The following is a 17,071-nucleotide window of genomic DNA, read 5'->3' on the forward strand; positions in this document are numbered from 1 at the left end:
ACAGCCATGGACTACCGACTCTCACCCGAGCTGGAGGAACTCCGCCGCACCGTCGAGGAGTTCGCGCACGACGTCGTGGCGCCCAAGATCGGCGAGTTCTACGAGCACCACGAGTTCCCGTACGAGATCGTCCGCGAGATGGGCCGCATGGGCCTGTTCGGGCTGCCGTTCCCGGAGGAGTACGGCGGTATGGGCGGCGACTATCTGGCGCTGGGCGTGGCGCTGGAGGAGCTGGCCCGCGTGGACTCGTCCGTGGCCATCACCCTGGAGGCCGGTGTCTCCCTGGGCGCCATGCCGATCCACCTCTTCGGCACGGAGGAGCAGAAGCAGCAGTGGCTGCCCCGCCTCTGCTCCGGCGAGATCCTCGGCGCCTTCGGCCTCACGGAGCCGGACGGCGGCAGCGACGCCGGAGCCACCCGTACGACGGCCCGGCTGGACGAGGAGACGAACGAGTGGGTGATCAACGGCACCAAGTGCTTCATCACCAACTCGGGCACGGACATCACAGGCTTGGTCACGGTCACGGCGGTGACCGGCCGCAAGCCCGACGGCAAGCCGCTGATCTCCTCGATCATCGTCCCGTCCGGCACCCCGGGCTTCACGGTGGCGGCCCCGTACTCGAAGGTCGGCTGGAACGCCTCGGACACCCGTGAGCTGCACTTCTCCGACGTCCGCGTCCCGGCCGCCAACCTGCTGGGTGAGAAGGGCCGCGGTTACGCCCAGTTCCTGCGCATCCTCGACGAGGGCCGGATCGCCATCGCGGCTCTCGCGACCGGGCTGGCCCAGGGCTGTGTGGACGAGTCGGTGAAGTACGCGAAGGAACGGCACGCCTTCGGCCGCCCGATCGGCGCGAACCAGGCGATCCAGTTCAAGATCGCCGACATGGAGATGAAGGCCCACACGGCCCGGCTCGCCTGGCGTGACGCGGCCGCCCGGCTGGTGAGCGGCGCCCCCTTCAAGAAGGAGGCCGCGCTCGCCAAGCTCCACTCCTCCACCGTCGCCGTCGACAACGCGCGCGAGGCCACCCAGATCCACGGCGGCTACGGCTTCATGAACGAGTACCCGGTGGCCCGTATGTGGCGCGACTCCAAGATCCTGGAGATCGGTGAGGGCACCAGCGAGGTCCAACGGATGCTGATTGCACGGGAGTTGGGACTGGCAGGCTGACCGCAGCCATGACAGCACGGCTCCGGCTCACAGGCTGCTGACAGGTTCGGGCCCGGAACGCCCGCACCCCTGGACATCGAGTGAGGTTAGGCTAACCTACGTTCGAAATCGTCCGGCGGGCGTTCCGCCCCGTTCGAAAGCAGCCACAGCATGTCCAACGCCAGAGCCACCCATCCGACCCGACGCGGCATCCTCGCCGCGGGCGGCGCCCTCGGCCTCGGGGCCGTGCTCGCGGCCTGCGGGGACGACGACGCGAAAAGCGGGGGCTCCGGCGACGGGACGACCGCCGCCAAGTCCGGCCCCTGGTCCTTCAAGGACGACCGCGGCACGACGGTGAAGCTCGACGAAGCGCCCGCGAACATCGTGGCGTTCACGGGTGTCGCCGCCGCGCTCCACGACTACGGCATCAGCGTCAAGGGCGTCTTCGGCCCGACCAGGACCGCGGACGGAAAGCCCGACGTCCAGGCCGGCGACATGGACATCAGCAAGGTCACGATCCTCGGCAACGTCTGGGACCAATTCAACGTCGAGAAGTACGCGGCCCTCGCGCCCGACGTGCTCATCTCCACGATGTTCGACGACGCCGGCACGCTCTGGTACGTCCCTGAGGCCTCCAAGGACAAGATCGCCAAGCTGGCTCCCAGTGTCGCCATCTCCGTCTACGACCGCCAGCTGACCGAGCCGTTGCAGCGCATGTGGGCGCTCGCGGAGTCGCTCGGCGCGGACATGAAGGCGGCCAAGGCCACCGAGGCGAAGAAGAAGTTCGAGGCGGCCGCCGCCCGGCTGCGCAAGGCCGCGAAGGCCAAGCCCGACATCAAGGTGATGGCGGGTTCCGCGAGCGACGCGCTCTTCTACGTCTCCGGCACGAACCTCTCGATCGACCTGGAGTACTTCAAGGCGCTCGGCGTGAACTTCGTCGAGCCGCCGGAGAAGGCGAAGGCCAAGGGCGGCGGCTGGTTCGAGTCGCTGAGCTGGGAGAACGTCGACAAGTACCAGGCCGACATCATCATGATGGACGATCGGTCCTCGACCATCCAGCCGGCCGACATCACCAAGGCCACGTGGAAGAAGCTGCCGGCGGTGAAGGCGGGGCAGGTCATCTCTCGGTCGCCCGAGCCGATCTTGTCCTACGACAAGTGCACGCCGCTGCTCGCGAACTTGGCCGAGGCGTTGGAGAACGCCAAGAAAGTCAGCTAGGCGCTCCGCCGGAAGAGCCGGTTCAGCGCCGTAGGCCCACCACACCGTGATGAACTGCGGGTCCGTCGTGGCTGGTCGCGCAGTTCCCCGCGCCCCTATGGGGCGCGTCAACTCAGGGAGCACATGTGACCACCACCGTCGCCGCCCCGTTCCGTTTCTTCTCCCTCCAGGTCGTACGGACGAGGCGGCTCGGGCCGTCTTTGGTCCGGGTGACCTTCGTCGGGGAGGACTTGAAGCACTTCGCCTCCCATGGACGGGATCAGTCCCTGTCCCTCTTCCTGCCGCATCCCGGCCAGAGCGAGCCGGCCGTGCCGTACGAACTCGGCGACGGCTGGTGGCAGGGCTGGCGTGAACTGCCCGACGGGGTACGGGCCGTGATGCGGTCGTACACACTGCGGAGCCTGCGCCGCGATCCCGACGAGATCGACATCGACTTCGTCCTGCACACCCCGGCCGGTCCCGCCTCGCGATGGGCCGCGAAGGCCGCTGCCGGTGATCGTGTCGTGTTGCTCGGGCCCGCCGTCGCGGACAACCGTGCGATCCGCTTCCGGCCGCCCGCGGACACCGATCTGACGCTGATCTGGGGGGACGAGACCGCTGTTCCGGCCGTCTCGGCGATCCTCGAGTCGCTGCCGACCGGTACCCGTGCCCGGGTCTGGCTGGAGGTGCACGACGCCGGGGACATCCAGGACCTGGTGACCGAGGCCGACGCCGAGATCACCTGGCTGGTCCGGGACGCAGGCCGCGTCGAGGGGTCCCCCATGGCCCTCGACGCCCTGCGCACCGCTCAACTCCCGCCCACCGAGCACCCGTACGCCTGGATCGCGGGCGAGAGCGGATGCGTGAAGCAGCTGCGGCGGCACCTCGTCGGGGAGCGCGGCATCGACCGGCGGCGGGTCACCTTCGTCGGGTACTGGCGACAGGGCCTGAGCGAGGAGCAGTTGCGCGAGCAGGAGTGACGGCGGTCACGGGAGGGGCGGGATCAGACCCAAGTGACTTAGGTTAGGCTTACCTAAGTTAATCGGGCCGCTTCGCCCCTCCCCCGCCCGCACGGACTGTCCCCACCGGAGGACCCCCAATGCGCTCGCACCTGCTCAATGGCCTGACCGCGGAGCACTACCGCCGCTCCGTGACCGAAGGAGTCGAGCGGGTGGCGGCCAAACTCGCCACCACCGACCGTCCGTTCACCGGTGTCACCGTCGACGCCCTCGCTCCCCGCATCGACGCCATCGACCTCGACCGGCCGCTCGGCGACACCGGCGCCGTCCTGGACGAGCTGGAGGACGTCTACCTCCGCGACGCGGTCTACTTCCACCACCCCCGCTACCTCGCCCACCTCAACTGCCCGGTCGTCATCCCGGCGGTGCTCGGTGAGGCCGTCCTGTCCGCCGTCAACTCCTCCCTGGACACCTGGGACCAGTCGGCCGGCGGCACCCTGATCGAGCGCAGGCTCATCGACTGGACGACCGCCCGTATCGGCCTCGGCCCCGCCGCGGACGGTGTGTTCACCTCCGGCGGCACCCAGTCGAATCTGCAGGCGCTGCTGCTGGCCCGGGAGGAGGCCAAGACGGACACCCTTGCCAAACTGCGTGTCTTCGCCTCCGAGGTCAGCCACTTCAGCGTGAAGAAGTCCGCGAAACTGCTGGGCCTCGGCCAGGACGCGGTGGTCTCCGTCCCCGTCGACCACGACAAGCGGATGCAGACCGTCGCCCTCGCCCGTGAGCTGGAGCGCTGCAGGAAGGACGGCCTGGTCCCCATGGCCGTCGTCGCCACCGCGGGCACCACCGACTTCGGCTCCATCGACCCGCTGCCCGAGATCGCCGAGCTGTGTGCCCAGTTCGGCGCCTGGCTGCACGTGGACGCCGCGTACGGCTGCGGACTGCTCGCCTCGCTCAAGTACCGGGACCGCATCGACGGCATCGAGCGTGCCGACTCGGTCACGGTCGACTACCACAAGTCCTTCTTCCAGCCGGTGAGTTCGTCCGCCGTACTGGTGCGGGACGCCTCGACCCTGCGCCACGCCACGTACCACGCGGAGTACCTCAACCCGCGCCGCATGGTGCAGGAACGCATCCCCAACCAGGTCGACAAGTCCCTGCAGACCACCCGCCGCTTCGACGCCCTCAAGCTGTGGATGACGCTGCGCGTGATGGGCGCCGACGGCATCGGTCAGCTCTTCGACGAGGTGTGCGAGTTGGCCGCCGAGGGCTGGAAGCTGCTCGCCGCCGACCCGCGTTTCGACGTCGTCGTGGAGCCCACCCTCTCCACCCTCGTCTTCCGTTTCATCCCGGCCGCCGTCACCGACCCGGCGGAGGTCGACCGCGCCAACCTGTACGCCCGCAAGGCCCTGTTCGCCTCCGGTGACGCGGTGGTCGCGGGCACCAAGGTGGGCGGCCGCCACTACCTGAAGTTCACCCTGCTCAACCCCGAGACGACGACCGAAGACATCGTCGCCGTCCTGGACCTGATAGCCGGCCACGCCGAGCAGTACCTGGGAGAGTCCCTTGACCGCGCGTCCTGAAAACCCGTCCAGAACCCATGACTTCGTGGGGATCGGGCTCGGCCCGTTCAACCTCGGCCTGGCCTGTCTGACCGAGCCGATCGCCGAGCTCGACGGGGTCTTCCTGGAGTCGAAGCCGGACTTCGAGTGGCACGCGGGCATGTTCCTGGACGGCGCCCACCTCCAGACGCCGTTCATGTCGGACCTGGTCACCCTCGCCGACCCGACCTCTCCGTACTCCTTCCTCAACTACCTGAAGGAGAAGGGCCGGCTGTACTCGTTCTACATCCGGGAGAACTTCTACCCTCTTCGCGTCGAGTACGACGACTACTGCCGCTGGGCCGCGAACAACCTGAGCAGCGTCCGCTTCAGTACGACGGTCACCGAGGTGACGTACGACGAAGGGTCCGAGCACTACCTGGTCCGCACCGAGGCCGGAGACGTGTACCGCGCCCGCCGCCTCGTCCTCGGCACGGGCACCCCGCCGTACATCCCCGAGTCCTGCCAGGGCCTGGGCGGCGACTTCATCCACAACTCCCGCTATCTGCAGCACAAGGCGGAGCTGCAGCGCAAGGAGTCGATCACGCTGGTCGGCAGCGGCCAGTCCGCCGCCGAGATCTACTACGACCTGCTCAGCGAGATCGACGTCCACGGCTACCGGCTGAACTGGGTCACCCGCTCCCCGCGTTTCTTCCCCCTCGAATACACCAAGCTCACGCTGGAGATGACCTCCCCGGAGTACATCGACTACTACCGGGAGCTGCCGGAAGCCACCCGCTACCGGCTCACGGCCGAGCAGAAGGGCCTGTTCAAGGGCATCGACGGCGACCTGATCAACGAGATCTTCGACCTGCTCTACCAGAAGAACCTCGGCGGCCCCGTGCCCACCCGTCTGCTCACCAACTCTGCGCTGAACAGCGCACGTTACGAGAACGGCGCGTACACCCTCTCCTTCCGTCAGGAGGAGCAGGAGAAGGACTACGAGATCGAGTCCGAGGGGCTGGTCCTGGCCACCGGCTACAGGTACGCCGAGCCGGAGTTCCTGAAGCCCGTACGCGACCGGCTGCTCTACGACTCGCACGGCAACTTCGACGTCGCCCGCAACTACGCCATCGACACCACCGGGCGGGGCGTCTTCCTGCAGAACGCCGGCGTGCACACCCACAGCATCACCAGCCCCGACCTGGGCATGGGCGCCTACCGCAACAGCTACATCATCCGCGAGCTGCTCGGCACCGAGTACTACCCGGTCGAGAAGACCATCGCGTTCCAGGAGTTCACCGCATGAGCCCCACGACCTTCGCCTTCCGCTCCCTCGACCCGCTGACCGACGCCGAACTCCTGCACGGCTGGGTCACCCACCCCAAGGCCGCGTTCTGGATGATGCAGGACGCGAAACTGGAGGACGTCGAGCGCGCCTACATGGAGATCGCGGCCGACGAGCATCATCACGCGCTGCTCGGGCTCGACAGGGACGGCGAACCCGCTTTCCTGATGGAGTACTACGACCCCGCCCACCGCGAGCTGACCGGCCTCTACGAGCCGCAGCCGGGCGACATCGGCATGCACTTCCTGACCCCCGCCACCGACACGCCCGTGCACGGCTTCACCCGGGCCGTCATCACCGCTGTGATGGCACGCCTCTTCGAGGACCCGGCGGTGCGACGCGTCGTCGTCGAGCCGGACGTCTCCAACACGGCCGTCCACGCCCTGAACGAGGCCGTCGGGTTCGTGCCCGAACGCGAGATCCAGAAGCCGGAGAAGAAGGCCCTGCTGAGCTTCTGCACCCGCGAGCAGTTCTTCGCCACGACGGGGGTGCCGGCATGACCCTCGCCGACACCGTGGCCCACCTCTCCCCCGAACGCTGGGAGCAGGCCAACCGCCTCCTGGTCCGCAAGGCCCTCGCCGAGTTCGCGCACGAGCGCCTGATCACACCGGAGAAGCAGGACGCCGCATACGTCGTCCGCAGCGACGACGGCCTGACCCGGTACACCTTCACGGCAGTGGTCCGAGCCCTCGACCACTGGCACATAGACGCCGACTCGATCACCCGCCACCGCGACGGCACCGAACTCCCCCTCGCGGCCCTGGACTTCTTCATCGAGCTGAGGTCGGCGCTGGGCCTGAGCGACGAGATCCTCCCGGTCTACCTGGAGGAGATCTCCTCCACCCTCTCCGGGACCTGCTACAAGCTCACCAAGCCGCAGATCCCGGCCGCCGAGCTGGCGCGATCCGGCTTCCAGGCCGTCGAGACCGGTATGACCGAGGGCCACCCCTGCTTCGTCGCCAACAACGGACGGCTCGGCTTCGGCATCCACGAGTACCTCTCGTACGCCCCCGAGACGGCGAGCCCGGTCCGTCTGGTGTGGCTGGCCGCGCACCGGTCGCGCGCTGCCTTCACGACGGGTGCCGGGATCGAGTACGAGACCTTCGTACGGGAGGAGCTGGGCGAGCAGACCGTCGAGCGGTTCCACGGCATCCTGCGCGAGCAGGACCTGGACCCCGCCGACTACCTCCTCATCCCCGCCCACCCCTGGCAGTGGTGGAACAAGCTCACCGTCACCTTCGCCGCCGAGATCGCCCGCCGGCACCTGGTGTGCCTCGGCGAGGGTGACGACGAGTACCTGGCCCAGCAGTCCATCCGCACGTTCTTCAACAGCTCGCACCCCGAGAAGCACTATGTGAAGACGGCCCTGTCCGTCCTCAACATGGGCTTCATGCGCGGACTGTCGGCCGCCTACATGGAGGCCACCCCCGCCATCAACGACTGGCTGGCCCAGCTCATCGAGGGCGACCCGGTGCTCAAGTCCACCGGCCTGTCGATCATCCGCGAGCGGGCTGCCGTCGGCTACCGGCACCTGGAGTACGAGAAGGCGACGGACCGCTACTCGCCGTACCGCAAGATGCTCGCGGCCCTGTGGCGCGAGAGCCCGGTCCAGGGCCTGCGGGACGGCGAGTCGCTCGCCACCATGGCCTCCCTCCTCCACGTCGACCACGAGGGCGCGTCCTTCGCGGGCGCGCTGATCGAGCGGTCGGGCCTGGCGCCGACTCAGTGGCTGCGGCACTACCTGCGGGCGTACTTCACGCCCCTCCTGCACAGCTTCTACGCCTACGACCTGGTCTACATGCCGCACGGCGAGAACGTGATCCTGGTGCTGAAGGACGGGGTCGTGCAGCGCGCGATCTACAAGGACATCGCCGAGGAGATCGCCGTCATGGACCCGGACGCGGTGCTGCCGCCGACGGTCGAGCGGCTGCGCGTCGAGGTCCCGGAGGACAAGAAACTCCTGTCGGTCTTCACGGACGTCTTCGACTGCTTCTTCCGCTTCCTCGCGGCGAACCTCGCCGGCGAGGGGATCCTGGAGGAGGACGACTTCTGGCGGACGGTCGCGGAGGTCACCCGCGAGTACCAGGCGTCGGTGCCCGAACTCACCGAGAAGTTCGAGCGGTACGACATGTTCGCCCCGGAGTTCGCGCTGTCCTGCCTCAACCGGCTGCAGCTGCGCAACAACAGGCAGATGGTCGACCTGGCGGATCCGTCAGGCGCCCTCCAACTGATCGGAACCCTCAAAAATCCCGTCGCAGGGTTCTGATCAGCTGGACGGGCGCCCCTTTAGGGGCGCGGGGAACTGCGCGACCAGCCCCCACGGACAGTCAGACGAATCACCAAGGAACCTGCGGCGACCGGTAGTACCCGATCCCCAACGCCTCCCACCGCGGAGCCTGCGCAGCAAGCCGCACCTTGTAGGCGTCCCAGTCATGCGTGGACGCGGGCGACCAGCCGAGCTCGGCGACTCCGGGCAGCCTCGGGAAGGTCATGTAGTCGATGTCGGCGTCCGTCACGATCGTCTCGGTCCACAGCGGCGCCTCGACGCCCCTGATCGCCGAACCGGGCGCCCCGGCAAGGTAGTTGCCCGGATCCCAGTCGTACGACCGCTTCACCTCCACCAGTCCGGCCCAGTCCTGCCCGAGCGGGGTGTCCAAGGTGTACTTCATGTCCAGGTAGATCCGGTCGGCGGGCGAGAGGATCAGCCCGGTGCCGTTCTGCGCGGCCTTCGCGACCTGCGCCTTCTCCGCCGCGTCGGTGTCGTCCAGGCCCCAGTACTGCGCGATCGCCCCCTTGGCCGGGTGCGCGCCGGTGATCTGGTGCCAGGCGATCACCGTCTTGCCGTACTTGGCGACGACCGGCTGCACCCGGTCCATGAACTTCACGTAGTCCTCGTGGCTGGTGGAGTGCGCCTCGTCGCCGCCGATGTGGAGATAACGGCCCGGAGTGATCGCCGCCAGCTCACGGATGACGTCGTCCACGAAGTCGTACGTGACGTCCTTGTCGACGCACAACGAGCTGAAGCCGACGTCGGTGCCGGTGTAGAGCGGAGGCGCCGTGCCGTTGCAGTTCAGGTCGGCGTACGAGGCGAGGGCCGCGTTGGTGTGGCCGGGCATGTCGATCTCGGGGACGATCTCCAGATAGCGGGAGGCGGCGTACCGGACGATCTCCTGGTAGTCGGCCTTGGTGTAGTGACCGCCCTGGCCGCCGCCCACCTCCGTCGAGCCGCCGTAGGCCGCGAGCCGCGGCCAGGAGTCGATGGCGATACGCCAGCCCTGGTCGTCGCTGAGGTGCAGGTGCAGCTTGTTGACCTTGTAGAGGGCGAGCTCGTCGATGTAGCGCTTGACCTGGGCGACCGTGAAGAAGTGCCGGGAGACGTCGAGCATCGCGCCGCGGTAGGCGTAGCGCGGGCTGTCCGTGATCGTGCCGCCGGAGACCAGCCAGGGGCCGGGCTGTACGGACTTCTTCTCCACTGCGGGCGGCAGCAGCTGGCGCAGGGTCTGGACGCCGTGGAAGAGACCGGCGGGTTCGGCGGCGGTGATGGTGACGCCGTCGCGGCCGCTGTCGAGGCGGTAGCCCTCCGCACCGAACGGGCCCTTGGACAGCCGGAGTTGGATACCTCCCCCGCCGTGTGTCACCAGGGGCAGGAGGTAGCCGGTGGACGGGCGCAGGATGCCCGCGAGGTACTCGCCGATCCGGCGGGCCTCGCGGGTGTCGTCCACGCGGATACGGGTGCCGCGCGTGATGCGGTACGGGGAGCCGCCCGGAGTGACCGATGCCGGGGCAGGGACCACCCGGTCGAGCGGGGTGGCCTTCGGCGCCGGTGCCGCGGCCACCGTGAACGCGCCCGCCGCCGCCACGAGCAGCAGACATCCGAGAACACGAGCCATACGGGGAGTCGTTCTGTGCCGTCTCACATGCACTCCCTTCAGGATTGGTAGAGACCACTCTCTCGCAGATCCGATGAAACAATCCCCCCATGGCGGAAATCATCCAGAAGGACGGCACGTGGGCCTTCGACGGCGACGCCCTTCGGCTGACGCCCGGGCGGGACAGGAACGTCAGCCTGCTCCGCCGGACACTGGGTGAACTCGTCGTCCCTTTGGGTGCGTTGGCGGGGATCTCCTTCGAGCAGGGCAAGAAGTCGGGGCGGCTGAGGCTGCGGCTGCGCGACGGCGCCGACCCGCTGCTGCACGCCTCCGGGGGACGGCTCATCGAGCCGAACGACCCCTACCAGCTGCTCGTCGAGTCGGACCGGTACGGCGTCGCGGAGTACTTCACGGACGAGGTACGCAACGCCCTGCTGCTCGACGAGGTCCCGTCCGACCCGGTGGACGCATACCTGCTCCCCGGCCCGTCCGTCCCGCTCTCCGTCTCCGCCGGGGACGGCACCGCGAGCTTCGACGGCGAGCAGATCCGCCTGGAGTGGAACTGGAAGACGGAGGACGCCAAGGCCGCCGCCGGCGCCCGCACGCTGGCCGTCACCGATGTCGTCGCCGTGGAGTGGCAGCCCGCGGTCGGCCTGGAGAACGGGCATCTGCGGTTCACCGTACGAGCCGCGGCCACCAAGGCGCCGCCCAAGTACGACCCCAACTCCGTGGAGCTGTGGGGCTTCAAGAAGGACCCGCTGATGGCGCTGGTCGCGGCGGCCGTGCAGGCCCGGCTGCCGCACCCCGCGGCGGCGGCCGTACTGGACGTACCGCCGCAGGAACCCCCGAAGCAGCTGGCGCCCGCAGGCCGGCACGAGGACGACCACGACGCGCTGCTGCGACGGCTGCGCGAACTCGGCGAGCTGCACCGCACGGGCGTCCTGACGGACGAGGAGTTCACGATGGCCAAACAGGCGGTCCTCAAGAGAATGTGAGGACCGCCTGCGGGTGAGATCTACGCCCTGCCTTCCGGGCGCCCGCGGCCGGAGGCCGCGGATGGATGCCTACTTGGCCTTGCGCGCCACCGTGAAGTGGTCGATGCGGTCACCGGTCTCGGCGATGCCCGACACCTTCAGCCTGGCGTAGTGGCCCTTCGACGCGGGCTCGACGTCCACGCGCAGGAAGGAGTAGTTGAGATAGCGCACCCGGGACCAGGCGACGGTCTCGTTGACCTTGCCGTCCTTGGTGTTGATGAACGAGGCCACGGAGTCGCGCTCGTTCAGGTGCCCCTCGTAGGAGTCCGGCGCGGAGAACGCGTACAGGCTGCGGCCCGCGGCGCCCGCCGTCACGTAGACGACACCCTCGGTCTCGGGGTACGCCGTCCCGCCGATCGGCAGCTTCTTGGCGACCGCGTTGCCCTTGATGACGTCGGTGCGCTCGTACTGGTGGTTGTGGCCGTTGATGACCAGGTCCACCGTGTACTTCTCGAACAGCGGCACCCACTCCTGGCGCACGCCCCCCTCCGAGGCGTGCGCGGTGGAGGTGCAGTAGGCGCAGTGGTGGAAGAACACGACGATGAAGTCGATGTCCTTCGACGCCCGGTACTTCTTCAGCTGCGCCTCGAACCACTTGGTCTGGGTGCCGCCGGAGATGCCGAGGTTGGCGGGGATCTCGTACGACACGTCGTTCGGGTCGAGCGAGATGATCGCCGTGTTGCCGTGGACGAAGGAGTAGACGCCCGGCAGGTTCGCCTTGTCCGGCCCGTTGTCGGGGAGCGTGAAGCGGGCCTCCTCGCCGCCGTAGCCGTTGGGCGAGTACCAGGCCTCCATGTCGTGGTTGCCGTAACTCACCATCCACGGCACGGACTTGGCGACCGACTCGGTCTGGTACAGGAACTGGTCCCACACCCGCGAGTCGAAGCCGGTGTCGGCGGTCTTGCCCGCGCCGGCCGGGTCGGCGTAGGCGATGTCGCCCGCGTGCAGGTGGAAGGACGGGTTCTGGCCGAGGATCAGGCTGTCGTTGGCCAGACCGTGGTAGCTGACGCCCTGGTCGCCGAAGGCCGTGAAGGTGAACGGCTTCTTGTGCGAGGGCGCGGTGGTGAAGGTGCCCAGGGTGCCGAGCAGGTGCGGCTCGGCCGGGTCGAAGCCCTGGTGGCCGACGCCGTAGTAGTACGTCCTGCCCGGGCGCAGGTGGGTGAGCTTGGCGTGGAGGTAGTACTGCGTGTGGTCGCCGCTGGCGCCGACGCCGGCCGGGGTGTAGAGGCTGCGGACCTCGGCCTCGATCTTGCGGGAGAGGTCCCAGGGGTGGGCGCCGATGCGGATGAAGGGCTTCTTCACCGCGACCGGCACCTGCCAGGAGACGGTCATCTCGGTGCCGGCGTCGCTGCCGTAGGCGAGGTGGCGGCCGAACGGGGCGACGAGCGAGCCGTCGACCGTCTCGGTGGCGGGGGCGGTGCGCTGCGTGGGAACGGCGGCCTGGGCCACGGCACCCGGCACGAACGCGCCGCCGGTGACGGCGCCGATCGTCACGGCACCGCCTCTCATCAGGTTGCGCCGCGAGAATCTCGCCCGCAGGTACTCGTGCTGCTCGGCCATGCTCATGCGCTCGGCGAGCTGCTCCGGTACTCCCATACGAGGTATGTCCATGGCGTCTGAAACTCGTCGACTTGAGCAACGCGGCGCAAGACTCAGGATGGACAGCCTGCGAACAGAGGTTCACAAGAGCATCAACAGCCACTTGCCCGATATCGGGCAGGATTCTTGCGAAACGGCCTCCGGTGCCTCAGGATCTACCGGGTGCACGACGAACTTGTTGATCATCTGACGCGGTCCACGCCCCTCAGCAGGGGCGAGGCACTGCGGGTGATCCAGGACGTGCTCGCCTACTTCGACGAGACGACCGTGGAGTACGTCCGTCGCCGCCACCGCGAGCTGCAGGCCGAGGGCCTGGTGAACGCGGAGATCTTCGAACGGATCGAGGCGGACCTGAAATACCGGGCGGTCGCGCCGCCGGAGCTTACGCTCAGGCAGTTGCGCCGCATCGTCTACGGCTAGGACTACGTATATACATGTGCGGAATCGTCGGATACATCGGGAAACGTGATGTGGCCCCCCTCCTGCTGGAGGGCCTGCAGCGGCTCGAATACCGCGGCTACGACTCGGCCGGCATCGTCGTGACGTCCCCCAAGACGGCCGGCCTGAAGCTGGTCAAGGCCAAGGGCCGGGTCCGCGACCTGGAGGCCAAGGTCCCGGCCCGCTTCAAGGGCACGACCGGCATCGCCCACACCCGCTGGGCCACCCACGGCGCCCCCTCCGACGTGAACGCGCACCCGCACCTGGACGCCGAGGGCAAGGTCGCCGTCGTCCACAACGGCATCATCGACAACGCCTCCGACCTGCGCCGCAAGCTGGAGGCGGACGGCGTCGAGTTCCTCTCCGAGACGGACACCGAGGTCCTCGTCCACCTCATCGCCCGCTCCCAGGCCGAGACCCTGGAGGAGAAGGTCCGCGAGACCCTCCGGGTCATCGAGGGCACGTACGGCATCGCCGTGATGCACTCCGACTTCCCGGACCGGATCGTGGTGGCCCGAAACGGCTCCCCGGTGGTCCTCGGCATCGGCGAGAAGGAGATGTTCGTCGCCTCGGACATCGCCGCTTTGGTCGCCCACACGCGGCAGATAGTGACTCTCGGCGACGGCGAGATGGCCACCCTCAAGGCCGACGACTTCCGCACCTACACGACGGAGGGCACCCGCACCACGGCGGAGCCCACCACCGTGGAGTGGGAGGCCGCCTCGTACGACATGGGCGGCCACGACACGTACATGCACAAGGAGGTCCACGAGCAGGCCGACGCCGTGGACCGCGTGCTGCGCGGCCGCATCGACGACCGGTTCTCCACCGTCCACCTCGGCGGCCTCAACCTGGACGCCCGGGAGGCCCGCCAGATCCGCCGGGTGAAGATCCTCGGCTGCGGCACCTCGTACCACGCGGGCATGATCGGCGCCCAGATGATCGAGGAGCTGGCCCGCATCCCCGCGGACGCCGAGCCGGCATCCGAATTCCGCTACCGCAATGCGGTCGTGGACCCCGACACCCTCTACGTGGCCGTCTCCCAGTCCGGCGAGACCTACGACGTCCTCGCGGCCGTCCAGGAGCTGAAGCGCAAGGGCGCGCGGGTCTTCGGCATCGTGAACGTGGTCGGCTCGGCGATCGCCCGCGAGGCGGACGCGGGTATCTACGTCCACGCGGGCCCCGAGGTCTGCGTCGTGTCGACGAAGTGCTTCACCAACACCACGGTCGCCTTCGCCCTGCTCGCCCTGCACCTGGGCCGCACCCGCGACCTCTCGGTCCGCGACGGCAAGCGGATCATCGAGGGGCTGCGCAAGCTCCCCGCCCAGATCACCGAGATCCTGGCGCAGGAGGAGGAGATCAAGAAGCTGGCCGAGCAGTACGCCGACGCCCGCTCGATGCTCTTCATCGGCCGTGTCCGGGGCTACCCGGTGGCCCGCGAGGCCTCCCTCAAGCTCAAGGAGGTCTCGTACATCCACGCCGAGGCCTACCCGGCCTCCGAGCTCAAGCACGGCCCCCTGGCCCTCATCGAGCCGGCCCTCCCCACGGTCGCGATCGTCCCCGACGACGACCTCCTGGAGAAGAACCGCGCCGCCATGGAGGAGATCAAGGCCCGCAGCGGCCGCATCCTCGCGGTGGCCCACCAGCACGAGGAGAAGGCCGACGAGACGATCGTCGTCCCGAAGAACGAGGACGAACTGGACCCCATCCTGATGGGCATCCCCCTCCAACTCCTCGCCTACCACACGGCTTTGGCCCTCGGGCGGGACATCGACAAGCCCAGGAACCTGGCAAAGTCGGTAACGGTCGAGTAGCAGCCTTCACCTTCCGGCTGTCGGGAGTGCGGGGAACGGCTTTTAGGGGCGCGGGGAACTGCGGGTCTGCAGAGGCCAAACAACATGACGGACCCCCACGTGCTGCCACCAAGCACGGGGGGTCCGTCTCTATCGCCGGGGAGCCGCCCAACCCCCCAGCCTGCGCAGCTAGCCGGTAGCCGTCACGCCCCGACCGGCAGCACGCCGCGGAAGCACCGTCGGCCAGTGAGCCAGCGCCGCAGTAGCCGCATACCAGGCAACCGCCCCGGCGGCCACGGCAAACCAACCGCCCACCTTCGCAAGCGACCCGCTCGTCGCGAACTGCGCGATGGCGAGAAGCACCAGGGAGACGAAGAACAACCCGTACGTACCCTGCGTGAGTTGATCCCCGCCCGCGAGGGTCAACGTCAGGGCCACGAGGGCGAACAGGGCCAGGAACAGCCCCGCCGCGTTGGCGGACATCGAGTTGCCGGCCGTCACGGCCCAGGTGAACCAGAGGGCGCCGAGCGCCGAGTACGCCGTCCCGTTGACGGAGTCACCGTCGCGGAAGGCGAGAAGTCCGGCGACGAAGAGCGCAACGCCGCCTACGTAGTGGGCCAGTGAGACGGCGTCAGCGGCCGACACGCCATTGATCACGTCGGTGTATCCGAGTCCGAACGCCAACAGGGTGATACCCAGGGCGAGTCGGCCGACCACGGTAGTGGTTCCGCTTCCCGCGGAGACGTCGTTGTCCACGGCGGGCTCCCTTCATGCATGTGCAGTTGTGCGGTGACCGATATATGCCCTTCACAAAGGCACAAACACCTCTACGCGCCAGTAGATTTGCGCGCTGCACAAAGGAGGGAGACCGTTCCCGGATCGCATCTCACCTGGGAGAACGAGGAGTTACGGAATGACAACGACGGGCCGCTTCGCCCGCTTGGCGAGCCGCCCCGCGACGGAGCCGAAAATCCGCCCCACGATGCCGTGCGTGGAGCCGACGACGATCGCGTCCGCCTCGTACTCCCGCCCCACCTCTTCGAGTTCGTGGCAGATGTCGCCGCCGCGCTCGACCAGGATCCAGGGCACCTCGGCCAGATAGTCCGCACAGGCGAGCTCGAGCCCCAGCACCTCGGTGCGGTGGTCCGGCACGTCGACGAAGACCGGTGGCTCACAGCCGGCCCACACGGTGGTGGGCAGCCGGTTGGCGACGTGCACGATGATCAGGGCCGATCCGGAACGGTGGGCCATGCCGATCGCGTAGGCGAGGGCGCGCTCACTGGACGTGGAGCCGTCGAAGCCGACGACCACGCCGTGCTTGAAGGCTGGATCGCAGGAATGGCGTGGCTCTTCGGCCGCCTGGGGCTCGGCCGCCGTGGGGTCGGCGACGGGGCGCTTGCGGTCCGCGGGTTCGAAGAATTCGTGACCGGCCATGGCTGTCTCGGCGTTTTGATCCTTTATGGGAGGGCCCGCGAGCGGAGCTCGCTGACGAATGCAGCATGTGCGGCGGAGCTGTGTCCGGGAATCATCTTCCCAACCCCATACCCCCAAGGGTACGGCGGCACGCCTCCTTAGCCCAGATCCCGCCCACTCCCCCACTCTCGGCTTCGCCCGAGCAGGGGGACCCCCGTCGTGGGGGTTCCAGGGAGCATGCACGAGGGTGCGCCCGTAACGCAATGGTTGCTGCGCTGTACAGGCGGTTTGCACAGGGTTCACTTGCCCCCGGGGGCCGGCGGCGACCGGCGTACAGTGACCGCCCGGTCGAACACGCGTTGAACACCGAGACCCAGGCCCCAGGGAGCACGCATGTCCGGACCGCACCCCACCACCGAGACTCCCCGCGCGACCGCCCCGCCCCAGGACACCGCGACCGATGTCGTCCGCTGGGCGGCGTTCAGCTGCGTCCTCGTCCCCGTGGTCCTTCTCTGGTACGGCACCTCGCTCGCCGGCGCCGCGGGCACGGCGCTCGGTCTCGCCGCCGTCACCGCGGTGTGCCGACTGCTGCTGCGCCAGTCCGAGCGCGTGGCGGCCCGCCCGCCGAGCGAGGATCACACGTCCCGCCGGGGCCGCCATCACAGAAGCGGCACGGGTGCTCACAGAGGCAGGCGTCACACTGGGGGAAGTACACCGGTCGGCTGACCGGTTTC

15 protein-coding genes are annotated in these 17,071 nt (G+C 68.5%); 11 read left to right on the plus strand and 4 right to left on the minus strand.

The genetic code is table 11. The features are described from left to right. Positions 1-6: 6 nt before the first annotated feature. The 7 genes from EDD92_RS18255 to EDD92_RS18285 all read left to right on the plus strand — a co-directional run bounded on the left by EDD92_RS18255 (position 7) and on the right by EDD92_RS18285 (position 8,457). Positions 7-1,167 carry an acyl-CoA dehydrogenase family protein gene (locus EDD92_RS18255; protein WP_123965325.1) on the plus strand — a complete coding sequence of 387 codons (1,161 nt, stop codon included), beginning with the start codon at positions 7-9 and terminating at the stop codon, positions 1,165-1,167. 150 nt (positions 1,168-1,317) lie between these two features. Next, the gene (locus tag EDD92_RS18260) at positions 1,318-2,364 is read left to right on the plus strand and encodes an ABC transporter substrate-binding protein (RefSeq protein WP_123965326.1); all 1,047 of its coding nucleotides are present in this window, start codon (positions 1,318-1,320) and stop codon (positions 2,362-2,364) included. Between the two features lie 125 nt (positions 2,365-2,489). After that, positions 2,490-3,323 (plus strand): siderophore-interacting protein, encoded by an 834-nt coding sequence (locus EDD92_RS18265; RefSeq protein WP_123965327.1) that lies wholly within the window; start codon positions 2,490-2,492, stop codon positions 3,321-3,323. Between the two features lie 119 nt (positions 3,324-3,442). Further along, entirely contained in the window at positions 3,443-4,885 is a 1,443-nt protein-coding gene (gene desA / locus EDD92_RS18270; protein WP_123965328.1) for a lysine decarboxylase DesA, read from the plus strand. Then, positions 4,869-6,152, plus strand: a complete 1,284-nt coding sequence (locus tag EDD92_RS18275; RefSeq protein ID WP_123965329.1) for a lysine N(6)-hydroxylase/L-ornithine N(5)-oxygenase family protein — start codon at positions 4,869-4,871, stop codon at positions 6,150-6,152. The genes desA and EDD92_RS18275 overlap by 17 nt, the downstream gene beginning before the upstream one ends. Continuing rightward, positions 6,149-6,691 carry a GNAT family N-acetyltransferase gene (locus EDD92_RS18280; RefSeq protein WP_123965330.1) on the plus strand — a complete coding sequence of 181 codons (543 nt, stop codon included), beginning with the start codon at positions 6,149-6,151 and terminating at the stop codon, positions 6,689-6,691. The genes EDD92_RS18275 and EDD92_RS18280 overlap by 4 nt, the downstream gene beginning before the upstream one ends. After that, positions 6,688-8,457 (plus strand): IucA/IucC family siderophore biosynthesis protein, encoded by a 1,770-nt coding sequence (locus tag EDD92_RS18285; protein WP_123965331.1) that lies wholly within the window; start codon positions 6,688-6,690, stop codon positions 8,455-8,457. Before EDD92_RS18280 ends, EDD92_RS18285 begins: the two co-directional genes overlap by 4 nt. Positions 8,458-8,527: 70 nt before the next feature. Here the strand turns inward: EDD92_RS18285 and EDD92_RS18290 are convergent, their stop codons facing one another. Then, a complete protein-coding gene (locus EDD92_RS18290) occupies positions 8,528-10,081 on the minus strand; it encodes a beta-N-acetylhexosaminidase (protein WP_123965332.1) in 1,554 nt (517 codons plus the stop codon). A gap of 89 nt (positions 10,082-10,170) precedes the next feature. Here EDD92_RS18290 and EDD92_RS18295 point away from each other — a divergent pair, with 89 nt between their 5' ends. Further along, positions 10,171-11,055: a DUF4429 domain-containing protein gene (locus EDD92_RS18295; protein WP_123965333.1), complete on the plus strand. Its 885-nt coding sequence runs from the start codon at positions 10,171-10,173 to the stop codon at positions 11,053-11,055. A 69-nt stretch (positions 11,056-11,124) separates the two neighbouring features. Here the strand turns inward: EDD92_RS18295 and EDD92_RS18300 are convergent, their stop codons facing one another. After that, complete coding sequence (locus tag EDD92_RS18300; protein WP_123965334.1) at positions 11,125-12,690, minus strand: metallophosphoesterase family protein; 1,566 nt, start codon at positions 12,688-12,690, stop codon at positions 11,125-11,127. A gap of 165 nt (positions 12,691-12,855) precedes the next feature. On the opposite strand from EDD92_RS18300, the gene EDD92_RS18305 reads away from it, so the two are divergent. Both EDD92_RS18305 and glmS read left to right on the plus strand, forming a co-directional pair. Further along, positions 12,856-13,113, plus strand: a complete 258-nt coding sequence (locus EDD92_RS18305) for a hypothetical protein (protein ID WP_123965335.1) — start codon at positions 12,856-12,858, stop codon at positions 13,111-13,113. A 14-nt stretch (positions 13,114-13,127) separates the two neighbouring features. Continuing rightward, positions 13,128-14,945, plus strand: coding sequence for a glutamine--fructose-6-phosphate transaminase (isomerizing) (glmS, locus tag EDD92_RS18310; protein WP_123965336.1), 1,818 nt, complete (start codon positions 13,128-13,130; stop codon positions 14,943-14,945). A gap of 168 nt (positions 14,946-15,113) precedes the next feature. Here the strand turns inward: glmS and EDD92_RS18315 are convergent, their stop codons facing one another. After that, a complete protein-coding gene (locus EDD92_RS18315; protein ID WP_123965337.1) occupies positions 15,114-15,680 on the minus strand; it encodes a GPR1/FUN34/YaaH family transporter in 567 nt (188 codons plus the stop codon). A gap of 150 nt (positions 15,681-15,830) precedes the next feature. Next, positions 15,831-16,358, minus strand: a complete 528-nt coding sequence (locus EDD92_RS18320; protein ID WP_030943951.1) for a universal stress protein — start codon at positions 16,356-16,358, stop codon at positions 15,831-15,833. A 372-nt stretch (positions 16,359-16,730) separates the two neighbouring features. Between EDD92_RS18320 and EDD92_RS18325 the strand changes: the two genes are divergently transcribed. Continuing rightward, positions 16,731-17,063 carry a hypothetical protein gene (locus tag EDD92_RS18325; RefSeq protein WP_123965338.1) on the plus strand — a complete coding sequence of 111 codons (333 nt, stop codon included), beginning with the start codon at positions 16,731-16,733 and terminating at the stop codon, positions 17,061-17,063. Positions 17,064-17,071 lie beyond the last annotated feature (8 nt).

The sequence above is a fragment of the Streptomyces sp. TLI_185 genome, assembly GCF_003814765.1.
GTDB lineage: Bacteria > Actinomycetota > Actinomycetes > Streptomycetales > Streptomycetaceae > Streptomyces.

Coding starts and splice junctions, on each gene's coding strand:
- EDD92_RS18295 (WP_123965333.1), top strand. CDS start 10,171: ATGGCGGAAATCATCCAGAAGGACGGCACGTGGGCCTTCGACGGCGAC.
- EDD92_RS18325 (WP_123965338.1), top strand. CDS start 16,731: ATGTCCGGACCGCACCCCACCACCGAGACTCCCCGCGCGACCGCCCCG.
- EDD92_RS18280 (WP_123965330.1), top strand. CDS start 6,149: ATGAGCCCCACGACCTTCGCCTTCCGCTCCCTCGACCCGCTGACCGAC.
- EDD92_RS18300 (WP_123965334.1), bottom strand. CDS start 12,690: ATGGGAGTACCGGAGCAGCTCGCCGAGCGCATGAGCATGGCCGAGCAG.
- EDD92_RS18290 (WP_123965332.1), bottom strand. CDS start 10,081: ATGGCTCGTGTTCTCGGATGTCTGCTGCTCGTGGCGGCGGCGGGCGCG.
- EDD92_RS18260 (WP_123965326.1), top strand. CDS start 1,318: ATGTCCAACGCCAGAGCCACCCATCCGACCCGACGCGGCATCCTCGCC.
- desA (WP_123965328.1), top strand. CDS start 3,443: ATGCGCTCGCACCTGCTCAATGGCCTGACCGCGGAGCACTACCGCCGC.
- EDD92_RS18320 (WP_030943951.1), bottom strand. CDS start 16,358: ATGGCCGGTCACGAATTCTTCGAACCCGCGGACCGCAAGCGCCCCGTC.
- EDD92_RS18285 (WP_123965331.1), top strand. CDS start 6,688: ATGACCCTCGCCGACACCGTGGCCCACCTCTCCCCCGAACGCTGGGAG.
- EDD92_RS18255 (WP_123965325.1), top strand. CDS start 7: ATGGACTACCGACTCTCACCCGAGCTGGAGGAACTCCGCCGCACCGTC.
- glmS (WP_123965336.1), top strand. CDS start 13,128: ATGTGCGGAATCGTCGGATACATCGGGAAACGTGATGTGGCCCCCCTC.